25 protein-coding genes and 1 tRNA gene are annotated in these 23,298 nt (G+C 41.2%); 10 read left to right on the top strand and 16 right to left on the bottom strand.

The genetic code is table 11. The features are described 5' to 3' along the window. Positions 1–49 precede the first annotated feature (49 nt). On the bottom strand, positions 50–1,087 hold the full coding sequence (gene queA / locus I2F62_RS10000) for a tRNA preQ1(34) S-adenosylmethionine ribosyltransferase-isomerase QueA (protein ID WP_324626870.1): 1,038 nt from the start codon (positions 1,085–1,087) through the stop codon (positions 50–52). A 181-nt stretch (positions 1,088–1,268) separates the two neighbouring features. On the opposite strand from queA, the gene I2F62_RS09995 reads away from it, so the two are divergent. Further along, positions 1,269–1,355, top strand: a tRNA-Leu gene (locus I2F62_RS09995). A gap of 155 nt (positions 1,356–1,510) precedes the next feature. On the opposite strand, the gene I2F62_RS09990 is transcribed toward I2F62_RS09995, so the two are convergent. Continuing rightward, complete coding sequence (locus I2F62_RS09990; RefSeq protein WP_324626869.1) at positions 1,511–2,170, bottom strand: hypothetical protein; 660 nt, start codon at positions 2,168–2,170, stop codon at positions 1,511–1,513. 19 nt (positions 2,171–2,189) lie between these two features. After that, positions 2,190–2,618: a ClpXP protease specificity-enhancing factor gene (locus I2F62_RS09985; RefSeq protein WP_324626868.1), complete on the bottom strand. Its 429-nt coding sequence runs from the start codon at positions 2,616–2,618 to the stop codon at positions 2,190–2,192. Between the two features lie 170 nt (positions 2,619–2,788). Between I2F62_RS09985 and I2F62_RS09980 the strand changes: the two genes are divergently transcribed. Then, a complete protein-coding gene (locus I2F62_RS09980) occupies positions 2,789–3,229 on the top strand; it encodes a hypothetical protein (protein WP_324626867.1) in 441 nt (146 codons plus the stop codon). A 75-nt stretch (positions 3,230–3,304) separates the two neighbouring features. On the opposite strand, the gene rpsI is transcribed toward I2F62_RS09980, so the two are convergent. Both rpsI and rplM read right to left on the bottom strand, forming a co-directional pair. Next, positions 3,305–3,691 (bottom strand): 30S ribosomal protein S9, encoded by a 387-nt coding sequence (rpsI, locus tag I2F62_RS09975; protein ID WP_324626866.1) that lies wholly within the window; start codon positions 3,689–3,691, stop codon positions 3,305–3,307. A 12-nt stretch (positions 3,692–3,703) separates the two neighbouring features. Further along, positions 3,704–4,132, bottom strand: coding sequence for a 50S ribosomal protein L13 (gene rplM / locus I2F62_RS09970; protein ID WP_324626865.1), 429 nt, complete (start codon positions 4,130–4,132; stop codon positions 3,704–3,706). A gap of 260 nt (positions 4,133–4,392) precedes the next feature. On the opposite strand from rplM, the gene I2F62_RS09965 reads away from it, so the two are divergent. Genes I2F62_RS09965 through I2F62_RS09950 form a run of 4 tightly spaced genes read left to right on the top strand, consistent with a single transcriptional unit; the run spans position 4,393 to position 7,366 of the window. Then, a complete protein-coding gene (locus tag I2F62_RS09965) occupies positions 4,393–4,674 on the top strand; it encodes a hypothetical protein (protein WP_324626864.1) in 282 nt (93 codons plus the stop codon). Positions 4,675–4,708: 34 nt separating this feature from the next. Next, positions 4,709–5,701, top strand: coding sequence for a 4-hydroxythreonine-4-phosphate dehydrogenase PdxA (gene pdxA, locus I2F62_RS09960; RefSeq protein WP_324626863.1), 993 nt, complete (start codon positions 4,709–4,711; stop codon positions 5,699–5,701). A gap of 16 nt (positions 5,702–5,717) precedes the next feature. Further along, positions 5,718–6,533, top strand: a complete 816-nt coding sequence (gene rsmA, locus I2F62_RS09955) for a 16S rRNA (adenine(1518)-N(6)/adenine(1519)-N(6))-dimethyltransferase RsmA (protein WP_324626862.1) — start codon at positions 5,718–5,720, stop codon at positions 6,531–6,533. Beyond that, positions 6,530–7,366 carry a symmetrical bis(5'-nucleosyl)-tetraphosphatase gene (locus I2F62_RS09950; RefSeq protein WP_324626861.1) on the top strand — a complete coding sequence of 279 codons (837 nt, stop codon included), beginning with the start codon at positions 6,530–6,532 and terminating at the stop codon, positions 7,364–7,366. Before rsmA ends, I2F62_RS09950 begins: the two co-directional genes overlap by 4 nt. 101 nt (positions 7,367–7,467) lie before the next feature. On the opposite strand, the gene lgt is transcribed toward I2F62_RS09950, so the two are convergent. Next, entirely contained in the window at positions 7,468–8,286 is an 819-nt protein-coding gene (gene lgt / locus I2F62_RS09945; RefSeq protein WP_324626860.1) for a prolipoprotein diacylglyceryl transferase, read from the bottom strand. Positions 8,287–8,374: 88 nt separating this feature from the next. On the opposite strand from lgt, the gene I2F62_RS09940 reads away from it, so the two are divergent. Together I2F62_RS09940 and I2F62_RS09935 are read left to right on the top strand one after the other, a co-directional pair. Beyond that, the gene (locus tag I2F62_RS09940) at positions 8,375–9,157 is read left to right on the top strand and encodes an NRDE family protein (protein ID WP_324626859.1); all 783 of its coding nucleotides are present in this window, start codon (positions 8,375–8,377) and stop codon (positions 9,155–9,157) included. 58 nt (positions 9,158–9,215) lie between these two features. After that, positions 9,216–10,097, top strand: a complete 882-nt coding sequence (locus I2F62_RS09935) for a permease (protein WP_324626858.1) — start codon at positions 9,216–9,218, stop codon at positions 10,095–10,097. Positions 10,098–10,125: 28 nt separating this feature from the next. Here the strand turns inward: I2F62_RS09935 and rdgB are convergent, their stop codons facing one another. The 9 genes from rdgB to I2F62_RS09890 all read right to left on the bottom strand — a co-directional run bounded on the left by rdgB (position 10,126) and on the right by I2F62_RS09890 (position 19,999). Beyond that, positions 10,126–10,749: an RdgB/HAM1 family non-canonical purine NTP pyrophosphatase gene (gene rdgB, locus I2F62_RS09930; RefSeq protein ID WP_324626857.1), complete on the bottom strand. Its 624-nt coding sequence runs from the start codon at positions 10,747–10,749 to the stop codon at positions 10,126–10,128. A 41-nt stretch (positions 10,750–10,790) separates the two neighbouring features. Beyond that, on the bottom strand, positions 10,791–11,240 hold the full coding sequence (locus tag I2F62_RS09925) for a hypothetical protein (protein ID WP_324626856.1): 450 nt from the start codon (positions 11,238–11,240) through the stop codon (positions 10,791–10,793). Positions 11,241–11,306: 66 nt separating this feature from the next. Then, on the bottom strand, positions 11,307–11,894 hold the full coding sequence (locus tag I2F62_RS09920) for a tetratricopeptide repeat protein (protein ID WP_324626855.1): 588 nt from the start codon (positions 11,892–11,894) through the stop codon (positions 11,307–11,309). Continuing rightward, entirely contained in the window at positions 11,891–12,484 is a 594-nt protein-coding gene (metW, locus tag I2F62_RS09915; RefSeq protein WP_324626854.1) for a methionine biosynthesis protein MetW, read from the bottom strand. Before metW ends, I2F62_RS09920 begins: the two co-directional genes overlap by 4 nt. Beyond that, the gene (gene metX, locus I2F62_RS09910; RefSeq protein ID WP_324626853.1) at positions 12,484–13,647 is read right to left on the bottom strand and encodes a homoserine O-succinyltransferase MetX; all 1,164 of its coding nucleotides are present in this window, start codon (positions 13,645–13,647) and stop codon (positions 12,484–12,486) included. Before metX ends, metW begins: the two co-directional genes overlap by 1 nt. A 97-nt stretch (positions 13,648–13,744) precedes the next feature. After that, positions 13,745–15,442: a 2-isopropylmalate synthase gene (leuA, locus tag I2F62_RS09905; protein WP_324626852.1), complete on the bottom strand. Its 1,698-nt coding sequence runs from the start codon at positions 15,440–15,442 to the stop codon at positions 13,745–13,747. A 373-nt stretch (positions 15,443–15,815) separates the two neighbouring features. Next, entirely contained in the window at positions 15,816–16,922 is a 1,107-nt protein-coding gene (locus tag I2F62_RS09900) for an alpha-hydroxy acid oxidase (RefSeq protein WP_324626851.1), read from the bottom strand. After that, a complete protein-coding gene (locus tag I2F62_RS09895; protein ID WP_324626850.1) occupies positions 16,922–17,605 on the bottom strand; it encodes a Fe2+-dependent dioxygenase in 684 nt (227 codons plus the stop codon). Before I2F62_RS09895 ends, I2F62_RS09900 begins: the two co-directional genes overlap by 1 nt. A 111-nt stretch (positions 17,606–17,716) precedes the next feature. Beyond that, positions 17,717–19,999: a catecholate siderophore receptor Fiu gene (locus tag I2F62_RS09890; protein ID WP_324626849.1), complete on the bottom strand. Its 2,283-nt coding sequence runs from the start codon at positions 19,997–19,999 to the stop codon at positions 17,717–17,719. A gap of 516 nt (positions 20,000–20,515) precedes the next feature. Between I2F62_RS09890 and tig the strand changes: the two genes are divergently transcribed. Next, the gene (gene tig, locus I2F62_RS09885) at positions 20,516–21,853 is read left to right on the top strand and encodes a trigger factor (protein ID WP_324626848.1); all 1,338 of its coding nucleotides are present in this window, start codon (positions 20,516–20,518) and stop codon (positions 21,851–21,853) included. 56 nt (positions 21,854–21,909) lie between these two features. On the opposite strand, the gene I2F62_RS09880 is transcribed toward tig, so the two are convergent. Continuing rightward, positions 21,910–22,260 carry a hypothetical protein gene (locus tag I2F62_RS09880; RefSeq protein WP_324626847.1) on the bottom strand — a complete coding sequence of 117 codons (351 nt, stop codon included), beginning with the start codon at positions 22,258–22,260 and terminating at the stop codon, positions 21,910–21,912. A 429-nt stretch (positions 22,261–22,689) separates the two neighbouring features. Between I2F62_RS09880 and clpP the strand changes: the two genes are divergently transcribed. After that, positions 22,690–23,295 (top strand): ATP-dependent Clp endopeptidase proteolytic subunit ClpP, encoded by a 606-nt coding sequence (gene clpP / locus I2F62_RS09875; protein ID WP_324626846.1) that lies wholly within the window; start codon positions 22,690–22,692, stop codon positions 23,293–23,295. Positions 23,296–23,298 lie beyond the last annotated feature (3 nt).

Genomic DNA, 23,298 nt, shown 5'->3' with positions numbered 1-23,298 from the left:
GTAAATTTAAAAGCCAGTGTCACATCTTCGTTACACTGGCTTGCAGTGTTTAAGCACTTGATTGGTCAATTAGCATGGCATCGCCATAACTAAAGAAACGGTATTCTTCCTGCACAGCATGATGATAGGCATTTAGAATAAAAGATTGTTTCGACAGCGCAGAAACCAACATTAATAAGGTTGACTCAGGTAAGTGGAAGTTAGTGATTAAGCGATCTACCACACAAAATTGATAGCCTGGATAGATAAAAATTTGCGTATCGCCCGTCCATGCCGCCAAGGTGCCATTATGTGCTTGCGCCGCACTTTCTAACGCACGCGTGGCGGTCGTTCCTACCGCAATGACTTTGTTGCCGCGTGCTTTGGTTTGGCGAATCAACTCGGCGGTTTCTTCAGGGACATTACACCATTCGCTGTGCATGACATGGTTGGTAATATCATCGGTACGTACTGGCATAAAAGTGCCTGCGCCCACATGCAAGGTCACGAATGCTTTTTGTACGCCTTTTTGTGCCAGTTTTTGCAACATTAACTCATCAAAATGCAGGCTTGCGGTTGGCGCGGCAACACTGGCAATTTTTTCTGGGTCGTGGAAAACGGTTTGATAACGCTCGGTGTCAATCTCTTCCGCTTCACGGTTAAAATAAGGCGGAATCGGAAGTTGACCATAACGATCCAACACATCTAAAATAGGTTGAGAAAATTCAACCACATATAAGTTTTCGTGGCGACCTTGCACGGTGACAGGAACTTGGTCTACGCCAATAAACAATGTTGTGCCGGCTTTAGGTGAGTTACTGGCTTTAATATGACAATGTGCAACGGTTGGATTCAGCATGCGTTCAACCAAGACTTCAACAGCACCGCCACTGGCACGTTTTCCTTTTAGTCTGGCTTTCATCACCTTGGTATCATTCAAGACCAATAAATCGCCTTCATTAAAGATGTCGACAATGTCGGTGAACATGCGGTCATGATATTGGCCATGGGCATCTAAGTGTAATAAACGTGAAGCAGTGCGAGAAGAAAGCGGGTAACGTGCAATCAGGTGTTCAGGTAAGTCAAAATTAAAATCGGTAAGTTGCATAAGCTAAAACGTGTAAAGAACTGCGCCCATTATAGTCATTTTTCTATTGAAAACGTCTTTTTGATGGTTTTTTCGGCAAAGAAAGTGTTTTTGTTTTAAAAAGCAGCAAACATCGAACATCTGGCGTTGACAAGTTTTTTAAAGTGGCTATTATACACAGCGTAAGCCAAGCATCTTAAATCCCGAGGTGGTGAAATTGGTAGACGCGGTGGACTCAAAATCCACTGTTCGAGAGAACGTGTCGGTTCGAGTCCGACCCTCGGGACCAAATTCCTAAAAGCCCTTAAGCATTATCAGACTTAAGGGCTTTTTTTATTGTCTTTTAAATCGTTTTTCATTGTTGTTTTTACGGTCTTTCAAACGCAGCCTGCGTGTATATAGAATTCCACGCAAGCATTGGCTAAACTAAAAATAAATTACATCTTAGTGTAGTGCGGTGAGTTGCGTATAAACGCAATATAAATATGCAAGCACCGCGAGGGCAACCACAGGCTCAACAATTTTTGCCCATGTTGGGGTTTTAGCTAGTGTGGGTTCTGCAAGGTGTTGGTCTTGATCGTGATGAGCGTGTGACATAGTTTCCGTGTCCTGATCGGTTTCGTTAAGGGTATTTTCTTGTTCTTCAATGGCTTTTTTTGAGCCAATTAAAGTGCTTAGTTGGTTGCTTTGCCAAACCCAATCATCGGCTTGCCCAAATAAATAATCAATTTGGCTGGTGAGTACATGGCTTAAACCATATTTGCCAAAATGCCCAATATCACCTAACTGTTTAATCTCTTCAAGCTGCAACTGAATGGTGTGTTGCAATAGCGTATTAAATTCAGTTGGATTAAGCGCGGGTTGATGGTGTATAGATGGACTTAATTGCTGGTGAATAGACTCAATATAAGATGGATTCTGTTGCTCAATGTTGTGCTGGGTTTGTGTCGCATTTGTTTGCCAGTCATAGATTAGTTTACCCAGCACGAGCGCGTTGGTATCGCTAATCAATTGTTCTGCTTGTTGGGTATTGTGGTGGGGAAGAAGTTGATTCTTCTTAAGCTTTACCTGATCGTTAAAATATTGGAATAAATCAAAAACCATCAACATCTTCCTTTTTTATTTAATCTAATATTCTTAAGCTTGGGCGTTTTTTTTCTGGTTCTGCTTTGGCCTCAGGCGTAGCTATGGTTTCGTGGGTTGCAGTGTCAATACCATCATATTCAGTTGGATCGAAGAATAAACCTTCGCCATTTTCTTTGGCATATACACCCATTGCCGCAGCCAAAGGAACGTATATATTTTGTGATACTCCGCCAAAACGTGCCGAAAAGGTAATCGCATCGTTGCTCATTTGGAATTGATGCACCGCATGTGGCGCAATGTTTAATACAATTTGTCCATCTTTGACATATTGTACTGGCACATGTGTATTGGCTTGCGTTGCATCGACCAATAAATAAGGGGTGAGTTGATTGTCACAAATCCATTCATAAATTGCGCGCGCTAAATAAGGGCGGGTGGGGCTTAGGGCAATTTCTTGTTCAGACATGGATCTAACTCGTTCATTTTTACAATTATTACACTATACCTTTTTTCGCCTTTGAATGTCATTGCTTGTATCGTGAGAGAATGTTAAAAAAACAATGCAAATTCAATTCAAAGCCATCAGCTTGTTATTTGATGGGTGGGCTTTAAAAACAAAAAAGGTATGAATATTGGATGAAAAAATTAATGGGTTGTATGCGCGTATTCGGTTCAGTTGTTTTGATGCTGTGTATTTCAAATAGCTATGCAGCGCAGCCAGCGATGGATGCTCAAGTGCAAGAGGCTGCTAATGAAGCAATTGATGTTGCTGGAGCAGAAGTCTCTGAAGCAGGAGATGTGTGTCAGGCAGATGAGGCTTGTGATGTTGCCACTGCTGTTTCTGAGGATGAACTGTATGGTGGAATTGCCCAACAATATGTGGTAAAGGGCTGTCAGGTGACAGTGTATAAAGATGGGCCAGTAAAAATGGTGAATGTTAAAACGGATCGGCCGTGTAATGCGCCATTGCCTAAAAATCATGTCTTTTCAAAGGTGACTAAAACCTATATGGAAAATGGATGTCGCGTAACTGAATATGAAAATGATGCAGTTAAAGATTGCTCGAAAAAAAAGTAAAAGAAAATAAGCAAGATTGAGAGATAAAAAAACCTCGGCAAATGCCGAGGTTTTTTGTCCGATTCGGTAAACGAATTAACGTTTAGAGAATTGAGGACGTTTACGAGCTTTACGTAAACCAAGTTTCTTACGTTCAACTTCACGAGCATCACGAGTAACGAAACCAGCTTGACGAAGAGCAGGTTTTAAAGTTTCATCAGCAGCGATTAAAGCGCGTGTGATACCGTGACGGATCGCACCAGCTTGACCACCGATACCACCACCAGCAACAGTGATGTATAAATCGAATTTTTCAGTTACGTCTAAAAGCTCTAAAGGTTGACGAACAACCATACGAGCAGTTTCACGACCGAAGTACTGTTCTAAAGTACGGTTGTTGATAACGAGTTTACCAGTACCAGCTGACAAGAAAACACGTGCAGTTGCGGTCTTACGGCGACCTGTACCATAATTAGTAGCCATGTGCTTTATCCCTTAGATGTCCAAAACTTGTGGCTGTTGAGCAGCATGTGGATGCTCGCTACCAGCGTACACTTTCATCTTCTTGATCATTGCATAACCAAGAGGACCTTTTGGCAACATGCCTTTCACTGCTTTTTCAAGAACTGCAGTAGGTTTGTGCGCGATTAACTTTTCAAAGTTAGTCTCTTTCAAACCGCCTGGGAATTCAGTGTGGCGATAGTATTTCTTATCAAGCGCTTTTTTACCAGTCACTTGAACGTTTTCAGCATTGATTACAACGATATAATCGCCAGTGTCAACGTGAGGAGTATAAGAAGTTTTGTGCTTACCGCGTAAACGACGAGCGATTTCAGTCGCAAGGCGACCTAAAGTTTTGCCAGAAGCATCAACAACGTACCAGTCGTGTTGTACTTCAGCAGGCTTAGCGCTGAGAGTTTTCATTACCACTACCTATTATAGTTGGTTTGGACTATGGAATCTGTCCAAACAAAAGGAGAGCGAATTATAGTTGAAACGCGAGCGAATCACAACAAATTTTGCAGTTATTACTGCCCAAATCATCGTCTTTACATTAGATTTTTTACGATTCAATCTTTAAAGCTATAATTTGCTCTGAATTGTGTTTTTATATGTGAAAATTAAGTATGCACATCAACTGGAAACTATTTTTTGCACTTTTACTTTATCTGATTTTTTTTAGTATGCTTGATTTAATCACCTTGCATGGTTTTTTTGGTGCAATCACTGTTTTGGTGATGATTGTCGTGGCATGCGTATTCGATGTCACACTGGCAATATGTGCTTTGCTGAGTTTTTTAGGGTTGTTTTTGCTAAGTATCGGGCTGACCAAGCTTGACCTAAAAATGAAAGGTCGACTTACTTCATGGCTGTATATCGGTTTAGTTGTGTTGTACTTGTTGAGCATTTGGAGTTTTGCCGCAGGGATTTTGCCGTATAATCGGTTACAGCGAACATTCTTTTAGTTTCACCTTTAAACTTCATTATTGTTGATGGGGTTTGTATTCAGATGAGGTCAATGTGCAGCCTTTATATGTCACCTCTGGCGAACCCGCAGGCATTGGTCCGGATATTTGTTTAAGCCTTGCGACACGTACAGACGAGCGCCCAGTGGTGGTGCTTGCAGATAAAACTTTACTTGCAAAACGTGCGCAGCAACTCGGCTTGAACCTAAGTTTGATTGAATATGTTGGACAATCAGAACCGTCACTTACAGGGCAGCTTTATGTCGAGCATATTGCCTTAAATGCCGCTGTAACCGATGGCGTTTTAAATCCCAACAATGCTGCTTATGTGATTGAGCAACTGCGCCGATCTGCCAACTATGCCATGTCTGGAAAAAGTGTAGGCGTTGCCACTGCACCTGTGCAAAAGTCGATAATTAACGATGCAGGCATTGCCTTTAGCGGGCATACTGAATTTTATCAAGAATGTGCCGGGGTTAAACGTGTGGTGATGATGCTTGCCACCAAAACCTTACGTGTGGCATTGGCAACCACACATTTGCCGTTACGGGCTGTTGCTGATGCGATTACATCTGAACGCTTACATCAAGTGATTGATATTTTAATTCACGACTTAAAAACCAAATTTAAAATTAGCGAACCGCGTATTTTAGTCTGTGGGTTGAATCCCCATGCGGGGGAAGATGGTTATTTGGGCCGTGAAGAAATTGAGGTGATTAATCCTGTCCTAGAAAGCTATCGTCAAAATGGGGTGAACATGAGTTTGAGTTTACCTGCCGATACCTTATTTACCCCCGAACATCTACAAAATGCCGATGCAGTTTTGGCAATGTACCATGATCAGGGTTTACCTGTGTTAAAATCACAAGGATTCGGCGAAGCAATCAATATTACTTTAGGCTTGCCTTTTATTCGTACTTCGGTTGACCATGGCACTGCATTGTCTTTGGCAGGAACAGGGCAGGCAAAAAGTTCGAGTCTGCATGTTGCAGTCGATCTTGCCTTAAGCCTTGCCCGTTCAACCTAAATTATTGGAAGATTCTATGTATCAAATTAATGCCCTAAACCCAAAAGATGAAGGGCATCAGGCACGTAAACGCTTTGGGCAAAACTTTTTACACGACCAGCGCGTAATTGCCAAAATTGTACGTGCAGTGAATCCGCGTGCGGGCGAAAACATTGTTGAAATTGGGCCGGGTTTGGCTGCTTTAACTTCGCCGTTAATTGGTGAGTGTGATGCCTTAACCGTGGTCGAGCTAGATCGTGACTTGGCTGCGGGTTTGCCGAATCGTGTGCCACATCCTGAGCGTTTAAAAATTGTCGAAGCAGATGCGTTAAAATTTGATTTTAATCAATTGTTTGAGCAAGATCGTCCGCTGCGTGTGGTGGGTAACTTACCCTACAATATTTCAACTCCACTGTTATTTCATCTCTTAGAATTTGGCGCTAAAGTCAAAGATATGCACTTTATGCTGCAAAAAGAAGTGGTGGATCGTATTACAGCTGAGCCAAACACCAAAGAATATGGTCGTTTGTCGGTCATGATTCAATATTACTGCAAACCGACCTTTTTATTTGAAGTGCCACCGGGTTCATTTAATCCACCACCTAAAGTGACCAGTGCGGTATTTCGTTTGGTACCGTATGCTGAAAAACCAATTGTGGCTAAAAATGAAAAAGCTTTGGCGCGTTTGGTGGGACATGTGTTTACCCAACGCCGTAAAACATTGCGTAATAGCTTAAAAGGCATGTTGGTGGAAGATGGTTTTGAGAAAGCTGGTATTGACCCGATGGCGCGCCCTGAAACCTTAACCTTGGCAGAATTTGTGGCACTTTCAAACCAAATGGTTGGGGTATGAGCAAACGTTACAACTATGTAATTGGCGATATACAAGGCTGTTTTGAAGCTTTAAAACAATTACTTAAGCACATTCAATTTGACCCAGAGCAAGACTTTATTTGGTTTGCAGGCGACTTGGTTGCACGGGGTGAAAATTCCTTAGGCGCATTACGTTTTGTCAAAAAATTGGTGGAGCGTGGTGCTGCGGCAACGGTTTTGGGAAATCACGATTTAACCTTGCTTGCTTGCGCGCGTAACTTAAAAGCGATTAAACCTAAAGACAATACTCAAGACGTGATTGATGCAATCGACAGTGATGAGCTGATTGATTGGTTGCGCCGTCAGCCGTTATGTTTGTTTCCGAATGACCAAACTATTTTGACGCATGCTGGCGTGCCTTGTGTGTGGTCGGCAGAAAAGACTCAACAATTGGCTGCTGAAGTAGAAGCGATCTTAGCGCATGACGATTTTTCAGTACTCGATGCCTTCTTGGCTGAAATGTACGGCTCGCAGCCTGACCTTTGGCAAGATGATTTAACTGGCCATGCTCGACTGCGCTGCATTGTGAACTACTTAACGCGGATGCGCTTAACCGATGCCACAGGCCGATTAGAGTTTAGTTTTAAAGACGAACTCGAAGCGCCAATGCCTGCGGGTTTTCAGCCGTGGTTTGAATTTGAAAGTCCAACATCTACAACACACCAAATTTTATTTGGTCATTGGGCGGCCTTAAAAGGGCAGAGCGTTAAAGACCAAATCCGAAATGTGGATGGTGGCTGTGTTTGGGGCGGTGAATTGGTGGCGTATCGCTTAGAAGATGCGCAGGTTTTTCGTGTTAAAAATCCGCTGTAAAATCTAAGATCAGTTTTTCAAATCTTGTTTCAATAAAAAAGCCTCACTTTACTGTTGAAAGCGAGGCTTTTTTATTTATGCTGATATTTTTTGATTAATCGTTAAGCGTTTTTGCTTAAGACCCAATCGTACACTTTACGTTGGTAGGCAATAATCAACAGTAAAAAACCAATTAAAATCATTGGGAAAGACAGCATTTGTCCTTTGGTGACCCAGCCCAATAAAATAAAGCCTTGGTCTGCGTCGGGTTCGCGGAAGAACTCCATAAAGAAGCGCGCCATGCCGTAACCAATTAAAAATAATGCGGAAACTGCCATGCGTGGGCGAGGTTTGCTACTAAACCACCACAGCACAATAAAAAGCAATAAACCTTCGCACAGTGCCTGATAAATTTGTGAAGGATGGCGAACCAAATGCAGCGGATCGGTTGGGAAAATCATGCCAAAGGGATAGTTCGGGTCGGTCACAGGGCGGCCGTACAACTCACCACCAATGAAGTTACCAATGCGTCCAAACATCAAACCGGTGGGAACACACGGCGCAATAAAATCCATGGTTTGGAACCAAGTTTTTTGATATTTCTTGCACCATAAAATCATTGCGGTCATCACGCCAAGGAAACCGCCATGGAAACTCATTCCGCCTGTCCAGACTTGGAATAGCCAAATCGGATGGGCTAAGAATTGATCGAATTCGTAAAATAAAACATAGCCGACACGCCCGCCAATGACGACACCTAATGCACCGTAAAAAATCAGGTCAGACACCATGTCTGATGTCCAGTCTGTACGCTGTTTTGCTCTATAATTTGCAAGTCCCCACGCACATAAAAAAGCAAGGAGATACATTAATCCATACCAATGTACCTTGAGTGGTCCAAGGCTTATGGCAATCGGATTGATATTGGGATAGGTCAGCATGACGCTTCCTTCTAATCAGATTTGGCATGATTTTATCCGAATCTGTAGAAAAATGTTGTACATTCAATGTGTAAAGATAGGAGGTTGCATGTGTATTGTCGCTATTGCATGGCAAGTCGTTGAAGATATGCCATTGTGCCTCATTTCTAACCGCGATGAATTTTATGCACGACCAAGCACCGCGTTGAATTATTGGACAGATTCTCCAATTATTGCAGGACAAGATTTGGTGTCGGGGGGGACATGGCTTGGCATGACGAAAACGGGTCGTTGGGCGGTGATTACAAATTATCGCGATGGACAGGCCATGCAAAGTTTGACGACATCTCGCGGTAAAATAATTACTGATTTTTTAAATAGCGATTTAGCTCCAATTCGTTTTGCGCGGCAGCTTGAAGCGAAGCAGCAACATTATGCAGGCTTTAATGTCATTTTTGGCACGCGCGAGCAAGCGGTATATATGAGTAATTTGGGCGATGCGCCGCAAGTTTTAGCGTATGGGGTTTATGTGCTTTCCAACACCACCATGGGACAATTTTGGCATAAAAACCAGAAATTTCGAATGCGATTCACGCAAGAATTATTGCCTTTGTTGGGTCAGCCGCACGTCAGTGATATGCAATTAGAACAAGTGGTTTGGGATATTTTACAAGATGCACGACAGCTCAGCCCTGATCAGTTGCCAAATACGGGTATTGCGAAGGAATTAGAACAATTATTGTCATCGACATTTATCCAAAGTGCGGAATATGGCACGCGCTGTTCGAACTTTTTACGGCTCTATCGTGAGCGCGCAGACTGGATTGAAAAACAGCATGCCAATCGAAGTTCACGGACGAGATTACAGATTCAATTAAATGCAGCAATTTAATTTTTCAATAAATACTTCGTGTTAGCATAAGCTCAAACAGCATATAGGGAATGTGGTTGTGACGCTATTGTTGCCATTTATGGCATTTATTTCAGGCTGGCTATTGGCATCAACTCAATATCTTGACCGTTTACGCCTTTTGTTTTCCAGTGTTTTAGCGCGTTTTTTTATTCCCTTTGTCATTATTTATAATATGGTCTACTACCAAGCCGGAAGCCTTGCCTTAATGGCCTTTAGTTTTTGTTCGGCACTTTTGGTTTATGGCTATTTTGTGCGGGTGTTTAAAGATCGGTTACTGGCGCTGTGTGCAAGTTACGTCAATTTAGCATGGCTAGGTTTTCCGTTTGCATTGGCTGTTTTTGGCCACGAAATTAGTGCCGCTATGATTGCATTGTATGTTGGCGGTTCGGTCTTTGGTAATGTGTGGGCGGTAACGGCAGTCAGTACAGAAAAACAATCTAAGTTATTTATTTTAAAGAAAGTACTGAAGTCGCCACCAATTCTTGCCTTAATTTTGGCAGCATTTGTGCGGTTATTGAATTTACAGAGTTTTGAACAACCGCAATGGCTGATACAGGTGTATCAAGTCACTAAAATGGGGATGATTTTTACTGGCATGAGCGTGCTTGGAATGTGGCTAAAACACACCCACGTTTCTCAGCAAGATTTAATTCACAGTGTAAAAGTCATGATTCCTAAAGTCTTGTTAGGCGCGGTCATTTGCAGCGTGACCTATTATGGCATTAACAATGCTGCGATGAATCATTATATCGGTTTAATGTTCTTTTTATTCATTTTGCCACCCGCTGCAAATATTGTGGCGCTAGAAACCCATTATCAGGGCACTGGAACATCTGCACGTTATATTGCAGCAGGTACGGTGGTGAGTATTTTTATGATCGCAATTTTTGCCGTGGTTTGGCATTTCATCATTAGTTAAGCGCTGTCATTGGTGCTTAACGCAAAATTTAGCCTAAGCTTTGGCGGAAGTGTTGCATCGCTTGACCGCGATGGCTGATTTTATTTTTTTCGGCTTTGCTCATTTCTGCACTACTGATGCCAAGTTCTGGTAACCAAAATAACGGATCATAACCAAAACCTTGTTCACCACGAACATGCTCTAAAATTTCGCCGTGCCAAAAACCTTGGAAAATTTTAGGTAAAGGGTCTTCTGCATGCTCAACCAAAGCTAAAACACAAACAAACATCGCTTGAATGGGCGTGTTTTGTTGGCGAAACGGTAATAAATCGGCCAGTAATTTTTGGTTATTGGCGGCATCGTTGCCATGTTCGCCAGCATAACGTGCTGAATAGATGCCGGGCGCACCACCTAAAATTGGCACACAAATACCCGAGTCATCAGCAATTGCTGGTTGGCCTGAAATTTTGGCCGCATGGCGCGCTTTAATAATGGCATTTTCAACGAAACTCAAACCATCTTCAATTGCATCTTCAATATTAAGTTGTCCTTGCGGAATGACATTGACAGGCAGTTGTAACTCAGAAAACAAGTTTTCAAACTCGGTAATTTTACCTTTGTTGTTACTTGCAAGAACTAGAGTTCCTCGGGATAACCAATTTTTTGCAGACATCAAGTTTCTCTGTTGAATACATCTCACTTATTTTAGCTGATTTAACGCTCTAAGCATTGAGAATATTGAATTTTAACGCTAGCAATAGGTTGGTGATCATTCCCATGGTATGCCAATGCAATCATTGCATCCTGAAGTCGCGGGTCTTGCTTAAACTTTTCACAGGCGGGTTTCATTAGTTGCGTCGTAAGCAGTTTATTGAATTTTTGCCGATCAATTTCAGTAGAGGCCTGATTTTGTAACGTATATGACAATGTTAAAACGAGTTTTACAGGGTCGACATTCATACTCACAGAAGCAGAATCTAAAATAACTCCTGGTTTGACTTGAAGCGGGGTATCTTGATTAATGCGTTTTGCGATGTTCTGAATATATTCGAAATTAGACTCATATTTAGGTTTGATATAAAGATGATAAATTTGAAAACAAAACGAAATTATACAAATGAAAATAGCAGTTCTTACTAGAAGTTGTTTATCAAATTTGAGCACGATTTATCTCTATGACAGTTTTTTATTTAAAAAAAGCACCTGAAGGTGCTTTAAGATTTTAAACGCTTACTGCGCTTGAATCCATTTATCGGCACGGTCAACTGCCTGACGAATTTGTTCAGGGGTTAAGTTCGCCGCTAAAGCGGTTTTTTTCGTTTGCGACATATCAATAACTTTGTTGTCGAGCATGCCATCACGGGTTGAGAGCTCATACCATTGGTAAGCACCCATGTAGTTCTTTTTGTGCTCGTCCATTAAAGCCAAATTAAAACTGGCGCGGTTGTCGCCGTGGCTGGCTGCTTTTTCAAGGTAAGTACGTGCTTGGGATTCGCTTTTCGAGGTACCAATACCATCGGCAAGCATACGTCCAACGTTTAACTGCGCAGCAGCCACGCCTTGATCGGCAGCTTTTTTATACCAAACAAACGCTTGGTTTAAATCTTTTGAAACTTCTTTACCAAATTGGTAGCGCGTCGCCACATAAAATTGCGCTGCGGCTTGTCCTGCTTTGGCTTCTTCTAATAGTTGATTAAAACTCATGGTTGAATAGCGTGCAGCTAAAGCCGCAGTCGACTGCTGTGTTGGAAGGTAGTCTGCATGAGATTGCATACTGATCAAACCGAAAAGGAATGTACTCAGAACAATTTTTTTCATAGGGCGCTTACTCGATAAATAGCGACTTCACCAAATAAATTTGGGATATGTTTACTGAGTAAACTATCTTTCTGATTCCCATTCACGGCGAGTCGATTAATAATTTTAATCTGATTTTCGGCACAAAGTGCTTCAAAATCACGAAAAGTACATAAATGAATATTTGGGGTGTTATACCACATATAGGGCAGCGTTTCAGAAACAGGCATCATACCTTTTAAGGCAAGAAAAGAACGGGTCTTCCAATGCGCAAAATTAGGAAAAGTAATAATGGCTTGTTTACCTACACGGACCATATCGCGTAATAAAACATCAGGTGCCTCAACTGCCTGCAACGCCTGTGCCATGACCACGTAGTCGAAAGACTGGTCAGCAAAGCGGTGTAAGCCTAAGTTAAGATCCTGTTGAATAATATTTAACCCTCGACTGACGGCAATTGCAATCTTTTCTTGATCAATTTCTAGTCCATAGGCACGAATATCGTGTTTTTTGCTTAAATGGGCCAGTAATTCGCCATCGCCACAGCCTAAATCGAGAATACTTGCGCCCGGACGAATCCATTTTTCTGCCAATTGCTGATCTAAACGCATTACACGATCTCCTTCGCAGTTGCAGCAAGATGTTGTTCGCCACCTAAAAATGCACGTAATGATTTAACATACAGCGGAATTGGGAATAAGAACGAGTCGTGGCCTTGTTCCGCTTCAATATCGACATAACTGACGGGTTTATGATTACTAATTAAAGCATCGACAATTTCTTGTGAACGTTGTGGGGTAAAGCGCCAGTCGGTGGTAAATGAAACCACCAAGAAACGGCATTGGGTATTGGCCATGGCTTTTTGTAATGACTGCTCGTATTCACGCGAAGGATCGAAATAGTCCAAAGCTTTGGTCATAATTAAATAGGTATTGGCATCGAAATTTCGGCTAAATTGCTCACCTTGATAACGCAAATAACTTTCGACCTGAAACTCGACATCGAAACCATACATAAATTTGCCCGACTTTAAGTCACGGCCAAATTTTTGTTTCATGGCTTCTTCAGATAAATAGGTGATGTGTCCAACCATGCGCGCTAAAATTAAACCGCGTTTAGGGTAGCTATCGTGTTCTAAATAACGCCCATGATGAAAATCTGGGTCGGACAAAATAGATTGCCGTGCCACTTCATTAAAGGCAATATTTTGTGCAGATAATTTCGGTGCGCTGGCAATAATGACGCACTTTTGCAAACGATTTGGATAATCCACCGACCATTGCAGTGCTTGCATGCCACCGAGCGAACCACCAATCACCGCATACCAGACATCAATCCCTAAACGGTCTGACAACATGGCTTGGGTTTTGACCCAGTCACGTACCGTTACTAAAGGAAAATCGGGGCCATAAGGCAAATTGTCATTTTCTGGATTTGGCGATACAGGGCCAGTTGAACCACTACATCCACCAATATTATTGAGTGCAACCACAAAAAACCGATTGGTGTCGATGGCTTTATTAGGGCCGATACAGGCATCCCACCAACCGGCTTTTTTATCATCTTCATGATGATAACCTGCGGCATGGTGATGTCCAGAAAGGGCATGACAAATTAAAATAGCATTGGATTTATCTGCATTAAGCTGACCATAGGTTTCAACCATTAGCTCAAAACGTGGTAAAACACGGCCACATTCAAGTTCAAGCGGTTCTTCAAAAGCGTATTTTTGCGGGGTGACTAAACCCACCGAGTCAGCGGAAGAAAAAGACACGAGTATCTGTCGCCTTAATTTAGTTTTAAGTTTTAACAAGCAGCTAAGCAGAAAAAGGATACCAGTTTAGGTATCCTTTTTAAATCATTTTTAAAGATTAGACGGTTTCAGAAACCATGTCTTCTGTGCGAAGTAAACCTTGTTCGATTAAACGATTGGCGCAGGCAAAAATCGCTTCAATCGATGAGGTGACGGTGTTGTCATGAATGCCGGCACCGAAGGCACTTTTACCTGAACCTTTGACTTGTAGTTCAACTAAGGTTAAGGCTTTGGCATGCGCACCCGAACTAATACTACGTTCTTCATAATTTAATACATCAATCGGCAATTGAAGCGCGTTGACAATGGCTGAAATTGGGCCGTTGCCTTCACCACGTAAGTGCTGAATTTCACCATCAATTTCAATCTCGACATCAATAATTTGGCTGCCATTTTCGTCCGATAATTTATAGTTGCGCGCAACATAATTTTTATCTTTAATCGACACATATGTGCTTTGGAACAAGCCCCAAATTTCGGTTGCTGAAATTTCTTTGGCGGTGGTGTCGGTATGCTCTTGGACCACTTGGCTAAATTCGATTTGCAAACGGCGTGGCAACACCACGTTATAGTTCGACTCAAGTAAGTACGCGATACCACCTTTGCCCGATTGGCTATTCACTCGAATGACTGCATCGTAGTCACGGCCCAAATCTTTCGGGTCGATCGGTAAATACGGCATATCCCAAATGTCTTGATTTTTTTGGAATTCAAAGCCTTTTTTAATGGCATCTTGGTGCGAACCTGAGAATGCAGTAAAGACCAAATCGCCCGCGTACGGATGACGTGGATGCACAGGCAAACCGGTACATTCTTCAACAGTTGCAATAATTTCGTTAATGTTCGAGAAATCTAAGTTTGGCGCAACGCCTTGGCTATACATATTTAAAGCAATCGCTGCGACATCGACATTACCTGTACGTTCGCCATTCCCAAACACACAGCCTTCAACGCGGTCAGCACCTGCCATAATGGCAAGTTCAGACGCTGCAATACCACAGCCGCGGTCGTTATGGCAATGTACCGAAATAATCACGCCGTCACGGCGGGCAAGGTTGCGGTGCATCCATTCAATTTGGTCGGCATAAACATTTGGTGTCGACACTTCAACGGTTGCAGGTAAGTTTAAAATTACTTTATTTTCTGGTGATGCTTCCCAAATTTCAGTCACGGCATCGCAAACATCTTTAGCGACTTCAAGTTCAGTTGCAGTAAAGCATTCTGGACTGTATTGAAAAATCCATTCGGTTGCAGGTTGTTTGGCTGCATATTCTTTGACTTTTTGCGCGGCATTGGTGGCTAATGCTTTCGCGCCTGCCACATCCACATTTAATACTTTTTGGCGGAATGTTGGCGAATTTGAATTGTAAATATGCACGATCGCACGTTTTGCCCCTTCAAGTGCTTCAAAGGTGCGGGCAATTAAATGGTCACGTGCTTGGACTAAAACTTCAATGTAAACATCGTCAGGGATGTGATTTTCTTCAATTAACTTACGTGTGAAATCGAAGTCAATTTGTGAGGCAGAAGGGAAGCCAATCTCGATATGTTTAAACCCAATTTTAACCAGCATTTGGAACATTTTGAATTTTTGTTCAAGATCCATAGGTTCAAAAATGGCTTGGTTGCCGTCACGTAAGTCGGTACTCATCCAAATCGGTGCTTGGTTAATTTCTTTATTTGGCCATTGGCGATCGGGTAAATCAACACGTTGGTACATACGGCGGTATTTTTTGCTTGGGTCTGCCAACATCATGGGATTGCTCCTTGCTTGTAGTTTTGCGCTGGGGTAATGGCAATAGCTACTTTTAAATATGGTGTGTTAAATCTAGATTTCAATTGCTTAACGGATTGCTGAGTCAAAATAAGACACTAAAGCCATTGTTATCAGCGCTCTAAGGGTATTAGAGATGAAACAAAGAGATCGGGTCAATCTAGCAAGCTTTACGAACTTGAATCATAAGCAATTATGCACAACACGTTTAAGTACGAGCAATGCCATCACAACAAGTTAAGTGCAATACATCGCAGTACATTTGCTTTTATTATAATAAAGCAGTGGCTTGGGAAATATTTACCGAATTTAATCTTAAAGGCAAAGCTTTAGAAAATATTTTGCATAAATTGATTTATTTTCGATAAATATACTCGCTATTGATCTCTTTTAAGGTTGATGTTCCCATTAAAGCCATGGTTACCTCAAATTCTTCCAATATGCAGCGAATGACGTGTGCTACCCCTAAAGCACCAGCGGTTGCCAATCCATAAATATAAGGGCGACCGATTAATACCGCCGAAGCACCTAAGGCAATCGCTTTAAACACATCGCTGCCACGGCGAATGCCGCCATCGTAAAGTACCGGAATATGGCTTGGAATGTGACTTTTAATCATTTCTAATGCGGTGAGTGGTGCAATGGTGGTGTCTAATATCCGCCCGCCATGATTCGACACAATAATGCCTTGCACGCCAAGTTCAATGGCACGTTTGGCATCTGCCGGATGCAAAATACCTTTTAAGATAACGGGCAATTGGGTATTTTTGACCAGCCATGCAATATCGTCCCACTGCGGCGCAATTTTCATTAGCCCATTAAATAACGGATGTTCAGTCGGAGAAACTTGAGGAAAATCGATATGCGTTGGCGTATACGGATGCAGCATCTCTTTAGGTAGTTGAAAACCGAGCTTTCGCTCGCGGTCGCGAATGCCAACATGCGGTGCGTCAACCGTCACCACAATTGCTTTAAAGCCGTGTTGTTCTGCTTGTTGAATCAGCGGATACGATTTGTCACGAGAACCTTGCCAATACAATTGAAACCATTTGTAGGGATTATCGGTATTCAATTGCTCCATCGCGGTATTGGTAAAGTTACTTAAAATATAGTTACTTTGCATGACTTCGGCCGCAAGAGCCGTAGCTGCTTCGCCTTGTGGATGAAACAATTGTTGATGACCAATCGGCGCTAAAAAAATCGGGTGTGGATAGCGCTGTCCAAACAATTCAACGGCAGTATGTCCTTGCGTTAAATTATTTAAAGGGCGGGGAATGAGTTGTAGTTGTTCAAATTGTCGCGGATTATTTTCAACGCTTATCTCTTGCATTGCACCGCCAGACAAATATCCCCAAACCTCTGCAGTTAAATGCTGTTGTGCTTGCTGTTCATAATCGAAAACGGTTTGTAGATGTGCAGGAATTTGAGTGAGTGCAGCTAAAGGTGAGTGGGAGATTGCCATTATACATCTCCCCACTGGCGCAGTAAGTTGTGGTAATGATGGGTCAGTTGCGCTGTTTCAGCCGTGTCGCCAAATTGTTGACGTAAACTCATAATGGTTTTGTCTAAATTAAACAGCATGCTGCGCTGCCAGTCATCTTTAATCATGCTTTGTATCCATGTGCAGGCACAGATACGCATACCTTGCGTTACTGGTTCAACCCGATGCAAACTGGTTGCAGGGTAGATGACGGCATCACCCGCATCAAGTTTGACTTCATGTTCGCCGTAGGTATCTTCAATAATCAGTTCACCGCCTTCGTATTCATTGGGTTCGCTTAAAAACAAGGTGATCGACACATCGGTACGGATTTGTTTATTTTTTTCAGCTGAATAATGAATGGCGCTGTCGACATGATTGCCATAGTGCCCACCATTTTGATAAAGATTAAACAGCGGCAGCAAAACTTCATTGGGAAGTGCAAAGGAATGAATAAAGGGATTTTTACGTAAAGTGTCGGCGATAAATGGACTCAGTTCTTTAAAAACCTCTGAATTTGCATTCAGTTGTAAATTATCTTTAACGTTTTGTGCTTGTGTGCCGGCGGTTTTTTTTCCAGAAATCCAGAGTTGCTCTTGTTGTAACTTTTGTCGGATGATTTGGACTTGGTCTTTGTTCAGGACATTTGGGACATGAAGGAGCATAAGTCCACCTCAAGTAAAAGGAATCAAATTTTTAGCTAAATAGTATAATTAAAAAAAGCCTTAACGAATTAAGGCTTTTTGTGCTTCTATGCGACTCTAATCATCTAACCATTAGAATTTAAAGTTAATCGTTGCGCGGTAGTTACGCTCTGCGCCAGGGAAGTAGCGCCATCCGCCACGGTTCATGCTTGCAACATAATCTTTGTCAAAAATGTTGTTAATGTTGAACTGTAAGCCAATGTTTTTGGTTAATTGGTAGCTTGCCATTGCGTCAGCAACCCAGTAATCATCAATTACAGCAGGGCCAACTTTGTTACCATCAGTAGCTTTTTTCATTTCGCCAGTATAACGCGTGCCTGCACCAATGCTCCATTTGTCAGTTTTGTACGTTGACCAGAAAGTGAATGCATCGCCCGGTGTAAATGGCATAACGTCAGAACCATCTGCAGATGTACTTGCAGTACCTGTCGCTTGTGTTACATTTTTAAGCTTCGTGTCTTGATGTGTATAGCCAGTGGTAATTTGCCAGTGTTCAGTTAAGTTACCCACTGCACCCAATTCAACACCTTGAATGGTTTTTTTACCACTTTGTACATAGAGTGGCGTGCTTGTAGAGCCAATATTTTCAAGTTGGTTGGTGAGTTCTGTATAGAAGTAAGCACCTGTTAATAATAAGCGCTCATCAAAGAATTCCCATTTCACACCGACTTCAGCATTTTTGGCTTTTTGAGGCTTTAGATCTAAGTTATTCGCATTATTGCCTTGAGTCGAAGGGGCAAAAGGGTTGCCTGATTCAAGTCCATCACCACCGGCAAGAGTACCTGGTGCTTGTTGCTGAATTGAGTAGTTGGCGTATAAGCTACCTTGTTCAGTTGGCTTAAATAAAATACCAGCTTTCCAGTTTAACAGCGTGCCAGAATCTTTATAGTGGAATGCTTGATATGTAGCAGGTTGACCACGACCTGCAATATTTGCAGAACCATCAGATTTTAAATGATAGTTATCTGCACGAATCCCGCCATTAATGTGTAAGTTTGGCAGTAGTTTTACTGTATCAAAAATATAAGCTGAATAAGTATCTACTTGTCCAACAGACCATGAGTCTGGATTTCTAGTGAGTGAAACAGGGTCTGAATGGTTAGGTTGGTAAAGTGATACTGTTGGTATAGTCCCTGCTGTTAGACCATTTACATTTGATTTTTCTTGAGTAACTTCAAAACCAGTACTTAAATCGTGTTCAATTGAGCCGGTATTAAATTTAGTTTGTAAATTGGTTTGGTTTGATAAAAGTGTATTACTGCTATCTCCAGAGTTCGCAAGACGATTCATTTGCGCATTGTCTGATGTCATTGCAGTATTTGGTACAATCGAAAAAGGAATTGTCGCTAAATATTTATGCGAGTTTCTTCCCCAACGTGTACTGCTTGATAGTGTGGTTTTATCACTTAAATCATGTTCAATCATAATTGTGGCTAAATCTGATTGTGCATCATCAAAGTCACTTGAAGAACCATAAAAATTCGAAGGATTAACTTTGTTGTTGTTTAAATAAGCACTTTGAGCAGCAGCATAGTTTGCAGAGTTAGACGCATTGAACCCTGGTAGACCAACTGTTGAAACGCCACCATCTGGAATATTGTTTTGCTCAACATGCATATAGTTAATATAAGCACGAGTATCTGTACCTAAGCCTAGACCTAAAGAGCCTGCAACGCCCCATTTTTTATTTTCAACCACATCACGGCCAATACCATCAGAGTTTTCACCCATAGCGTTTAAGCGAATTGCAGTAGTGTCATTAATTTTTTGGTTTACATCAGCCGTTGCACGGTAAAAGCTATCTGAACCGAAACCTAAAGTCCCACTTGTAGCATTATTTAGATTTGCTTTTTTAGAGACCATGTTGATTGAGCCTGTTGCAGCAGTACGGCCATTGTCTGTACCTGATGCTCCTTTGTAGACTTCAACTTGTTCGGTGTTAAATACATCGCGTGTTGCGGTATTAATATCACGCAGACCATCAACAAAAATACTATTTTGAACGTCTAAACCACGGATGCTCACCGCATCGCCAGTGTTCATTGCACCATTTTCACCAATTGCAAATGCACCAACACCTGGAATATTCTTAAGCGCTTCGGTAAGCGTAGTGGCATTTTGATCTGCCAAGACTTCTTTTTTTACCACAGAAATGGTTTGTGTTGTATTAACCAGTGGCTGAGTAAATTTAGTATTAGAAACTTGATCCGCTTTATAGCTATTATCTTTCGTTGCTTGTGCATGAATAGTTGGTAATTGTGCAACTTCATCTGCAAACGTTGTGGTTGCAAAGATAGATAAAGATGAAGCAATTGCAGAAGAAACGATCTTCTTTCGAGTTTTAATCAGTGACATAGTTGTGGCTCTAGCACATGGGGTGTTAAGAATTTGTTAAATATTAGTGATAATTGTTATTAATAAAACCTTTTGCTGATAGGAAAAAACGATCAATAATGGATAAATTGTAATTTTTTATAAAAATAGCGTTAACAATTCTTTTTAACAATTTGAAATATATAGCGATTGGTAAAATAGATTAAAATTATCTATTTTAGTGTAAATAATAATGATTTTTGTTTGTGTTAAATTTTAGATTAATTTTCAATCAAAATAGTGCAAGTAAACAACAAATGTATACATTACTTCTCTTTAATCTTTGACTCAACTGACACCATTGCATAAAGGCAAGCTGCTGTTGCGGTATTTATTTCTAATTGGTGAATTTTAATTTGGTCTTGGCGTGAGATTACGAAAAGGTTTAGTTCTTCGCGTAATTTAAATATCTCGACGCAAAATTTTGTATATCTTGTAATGATCGCTTATAATAGACGACTTTAAAAATTTGCTACTATTAACTAGATTGAGGAAGCCATGCAAGTAACGACTGAAGCGGTTTCGGGCGTTGCCCGTCGTTTAAACGTATCTGTACCGACGAGCCGTGTTAACGAGCAATTTGAAGCTCGCTTAAAGCGCACTGCCAAAACTGTGAAAATCAACGGCTTCCGTGCGGGTAAAGTACCTGTAAATGTTGTACGCCGTGAATATGGTGCGGGCATTTACCAAGAAGTTGTTAACGACATTATTCGTGACAGCGTATTTGAAGCGATTCAACAAGAAAAAATCAATGCTGTAGGCATGCCAAACATTGAAAAAGTTGAAAACAAAGAAGATGCATTGGTTTTTGAAGCGACTGTAGAAGTTTATCCAGAAGTTCAAGTCAATGCATTTGATGCTTTAGAAGTTGAACGTAAATCAACTCAAATCAACGATGCTGATGTTGATGTGATGATTGAGAACTTGCAAAAACAACGTCAAACTTGGGCTGTGACCAAAGGTATGGCGAAAAAAGACATGCAAGTGACTTTCGATTTCGAAGGTTCTATTGATGGCGAAAAATTCGAAGGCGGTTCTGCAGAAGACTTTAAATTAGTTTTAGGCGCTGGCCGTATGATTCCTGGTTTTGAAGATGGAATCGTGGGTATGAAAGCAGGCGAAGAAAAAGTGATTGATGTTACTTTCCCTGAAGATTACCAAGCAGAAAATCTTGCTGGCAAACAAGCACAATTCAAAATTGTTGTAAAACAAGTTGAAAAAGCGAAATTACCAGAAATTGATGCTGAATTCCTTGCAATCTTCGGTTTAACAGAAGAAGACGGTGTTGAGAAGTTAAAAGCTGACGTTCGTAAAAATATGGAACGTGAAGTGAAAAACGGTCTTCGTAACCAAGTTAAATCGGCGGCTTTCGATGCACTTGTTGCTGCTAACGAAATTGAAGTTCCAAGCGCAATGGTTGCTCAAGAAATTGACCGTCAACGTCAACAAATGATCCAACAATTTACACAACAGTTTGGTGCTCAAGGCGCGAAAGCATTTGACTCAAGCATGTTGCCAGATGATTTGTTCAAAGAACAAGCTGAAAAATCAGTTAAACTTGGCGTGTTGGTAAGCAAAGTATTGGCTGATGCGAAACTTGAAGTTGATCAAGCACGCGTTGAAGCTTATATTGATGACATGGCATCTTCTTACGAAGATCCAACTGAAGTGGTTGAATACTTCAAAAATGACAAACAACAACGCGCTCAAATTGAAGCAGTTGTGTTAGAAGATCAAGTGGTTGATCACATCTTGGCTTCTGCAAAAGTAACAGAAACAGCGGTATCTTATGAAGACTTGTTAAAAGAGCAACAAGCTCGTCAACAACAAGGTTAATTCGATGCTGTAATAAAAAAGGCGCATTTAATGCGCCTTTTTTATATCTGAGTTTTTTAATTATAATCTGTCGCATTGGGTTCGATTAAACGCTTTCCATCGCTTAATGACTTCATGGCTTCGGCATTCAGTTTTAAAATAAGGACTTGTTGGGTGCTGTCTTTGCTGTAACTTTCAATGATTTTTTGATCGCCTTGCACGGTTTCGACTTTATATTCATCTGCAATATTTAAAATACTGTCTAAATTGGTGGTAATAGATGCTGTGTCGTGATGAAACAGTTCGGACAGATCGTGCATTGAAACTTCTAAGGTGCTGGCTGCGCTGGATGTTTGTTGTTGTACATAGCGCATAAGCAATTGTGCAAACATGAAGTAATTCGGTTTATGGGTAAATTCTAGGCTCATAGGGCATCCTTTTAGTTATGCATTCATTTTAATAACAGCTTATGTTTTTAAAGATAGCATCTGTTTTTTAGAAAAAAATGATACTTTTTGTATAGATACGTTGTTGTGTCATCAATATTTTTTACAATACGCTGTCAATTTTGACAACTAAAAAGCGATAAATTGTAGTTAAAGCTAATAAAACTCGGTGGTCAGAAGGGTGAATTAGTGTAGCCGATGCTGCATGTATTCTATGCAAAGTCGGCTTAAAAGTTCGATGCACTAGATAGAACGGATTAGTTTTAAGAATTGCGTCATGATGAAAAATAAATATTTGAGTTTTTCCTTTCGATTACGGAATTTAATTCGGAATATTTTTGCAATTTTGACGTTTATCCCTCATATTGTTGTCATGGTTTAGGTCATAAAAATTTAGGAATAAATAAACGTATGTATGTTCCAAATATTGAAAATGCTTTAGTTCCTATGGTTGTTGAGCAATCGTCTCGTGGTGAACGTTCATTTGATATTTTTTCGCGTCTACTCAGAGAGCGCGTCATTTTCTTAACTGGTGAAGTTGAAGATAACATGGCGAACTTAATTGTCGCGCAAATGTTATTTTTAGAAGCTGAAAATCCTGATAAAGATATTCACTTATATATTAATTCACCGGGTGGTTCAGTAACAGCAGGTATGGCCATTTACGATACGATGCAGTTTATTAAACCCGATGTATCGACCATTTGTATGGGGCAAGCGGCTTCTATGGGCGCATTCTTATTGAATGCGGGCGCAAAGGGCAAGCGTTATTGCTTGGAAAATGCACGTGTAATGATTCACCAACCTTTAGGTGGCTTCCGTGGACAAGCCTCTGACATTGAAATTCATGCCCGTGAAATTTTATTCATTAAAGAACGTTTAAACCGTTTAATGGCAGAGCATAGTGGCCGTGATTATGAAACACTGGCGCGCGACACCGACCGTGACAACTTTATGACAGCCGATGCTGCAAAAGAATATGGTTTGGTTGATGCTGTATTAACGAAACGTCCATAAATT

The organism is Acinetobacter sp. MD2(2019) (assembly GCF_035615615.1).
Classification (GTDB): Bacteria; Pseudomonadota; Gammaproteobacteria; order Pseudomonadales; family Moraxellaceae; genus Acinetobacter.
Note: the sequence above shows the minus strand (reverse complement) of the source record. Positions and strands in the feature narration are given on the sequence as shown.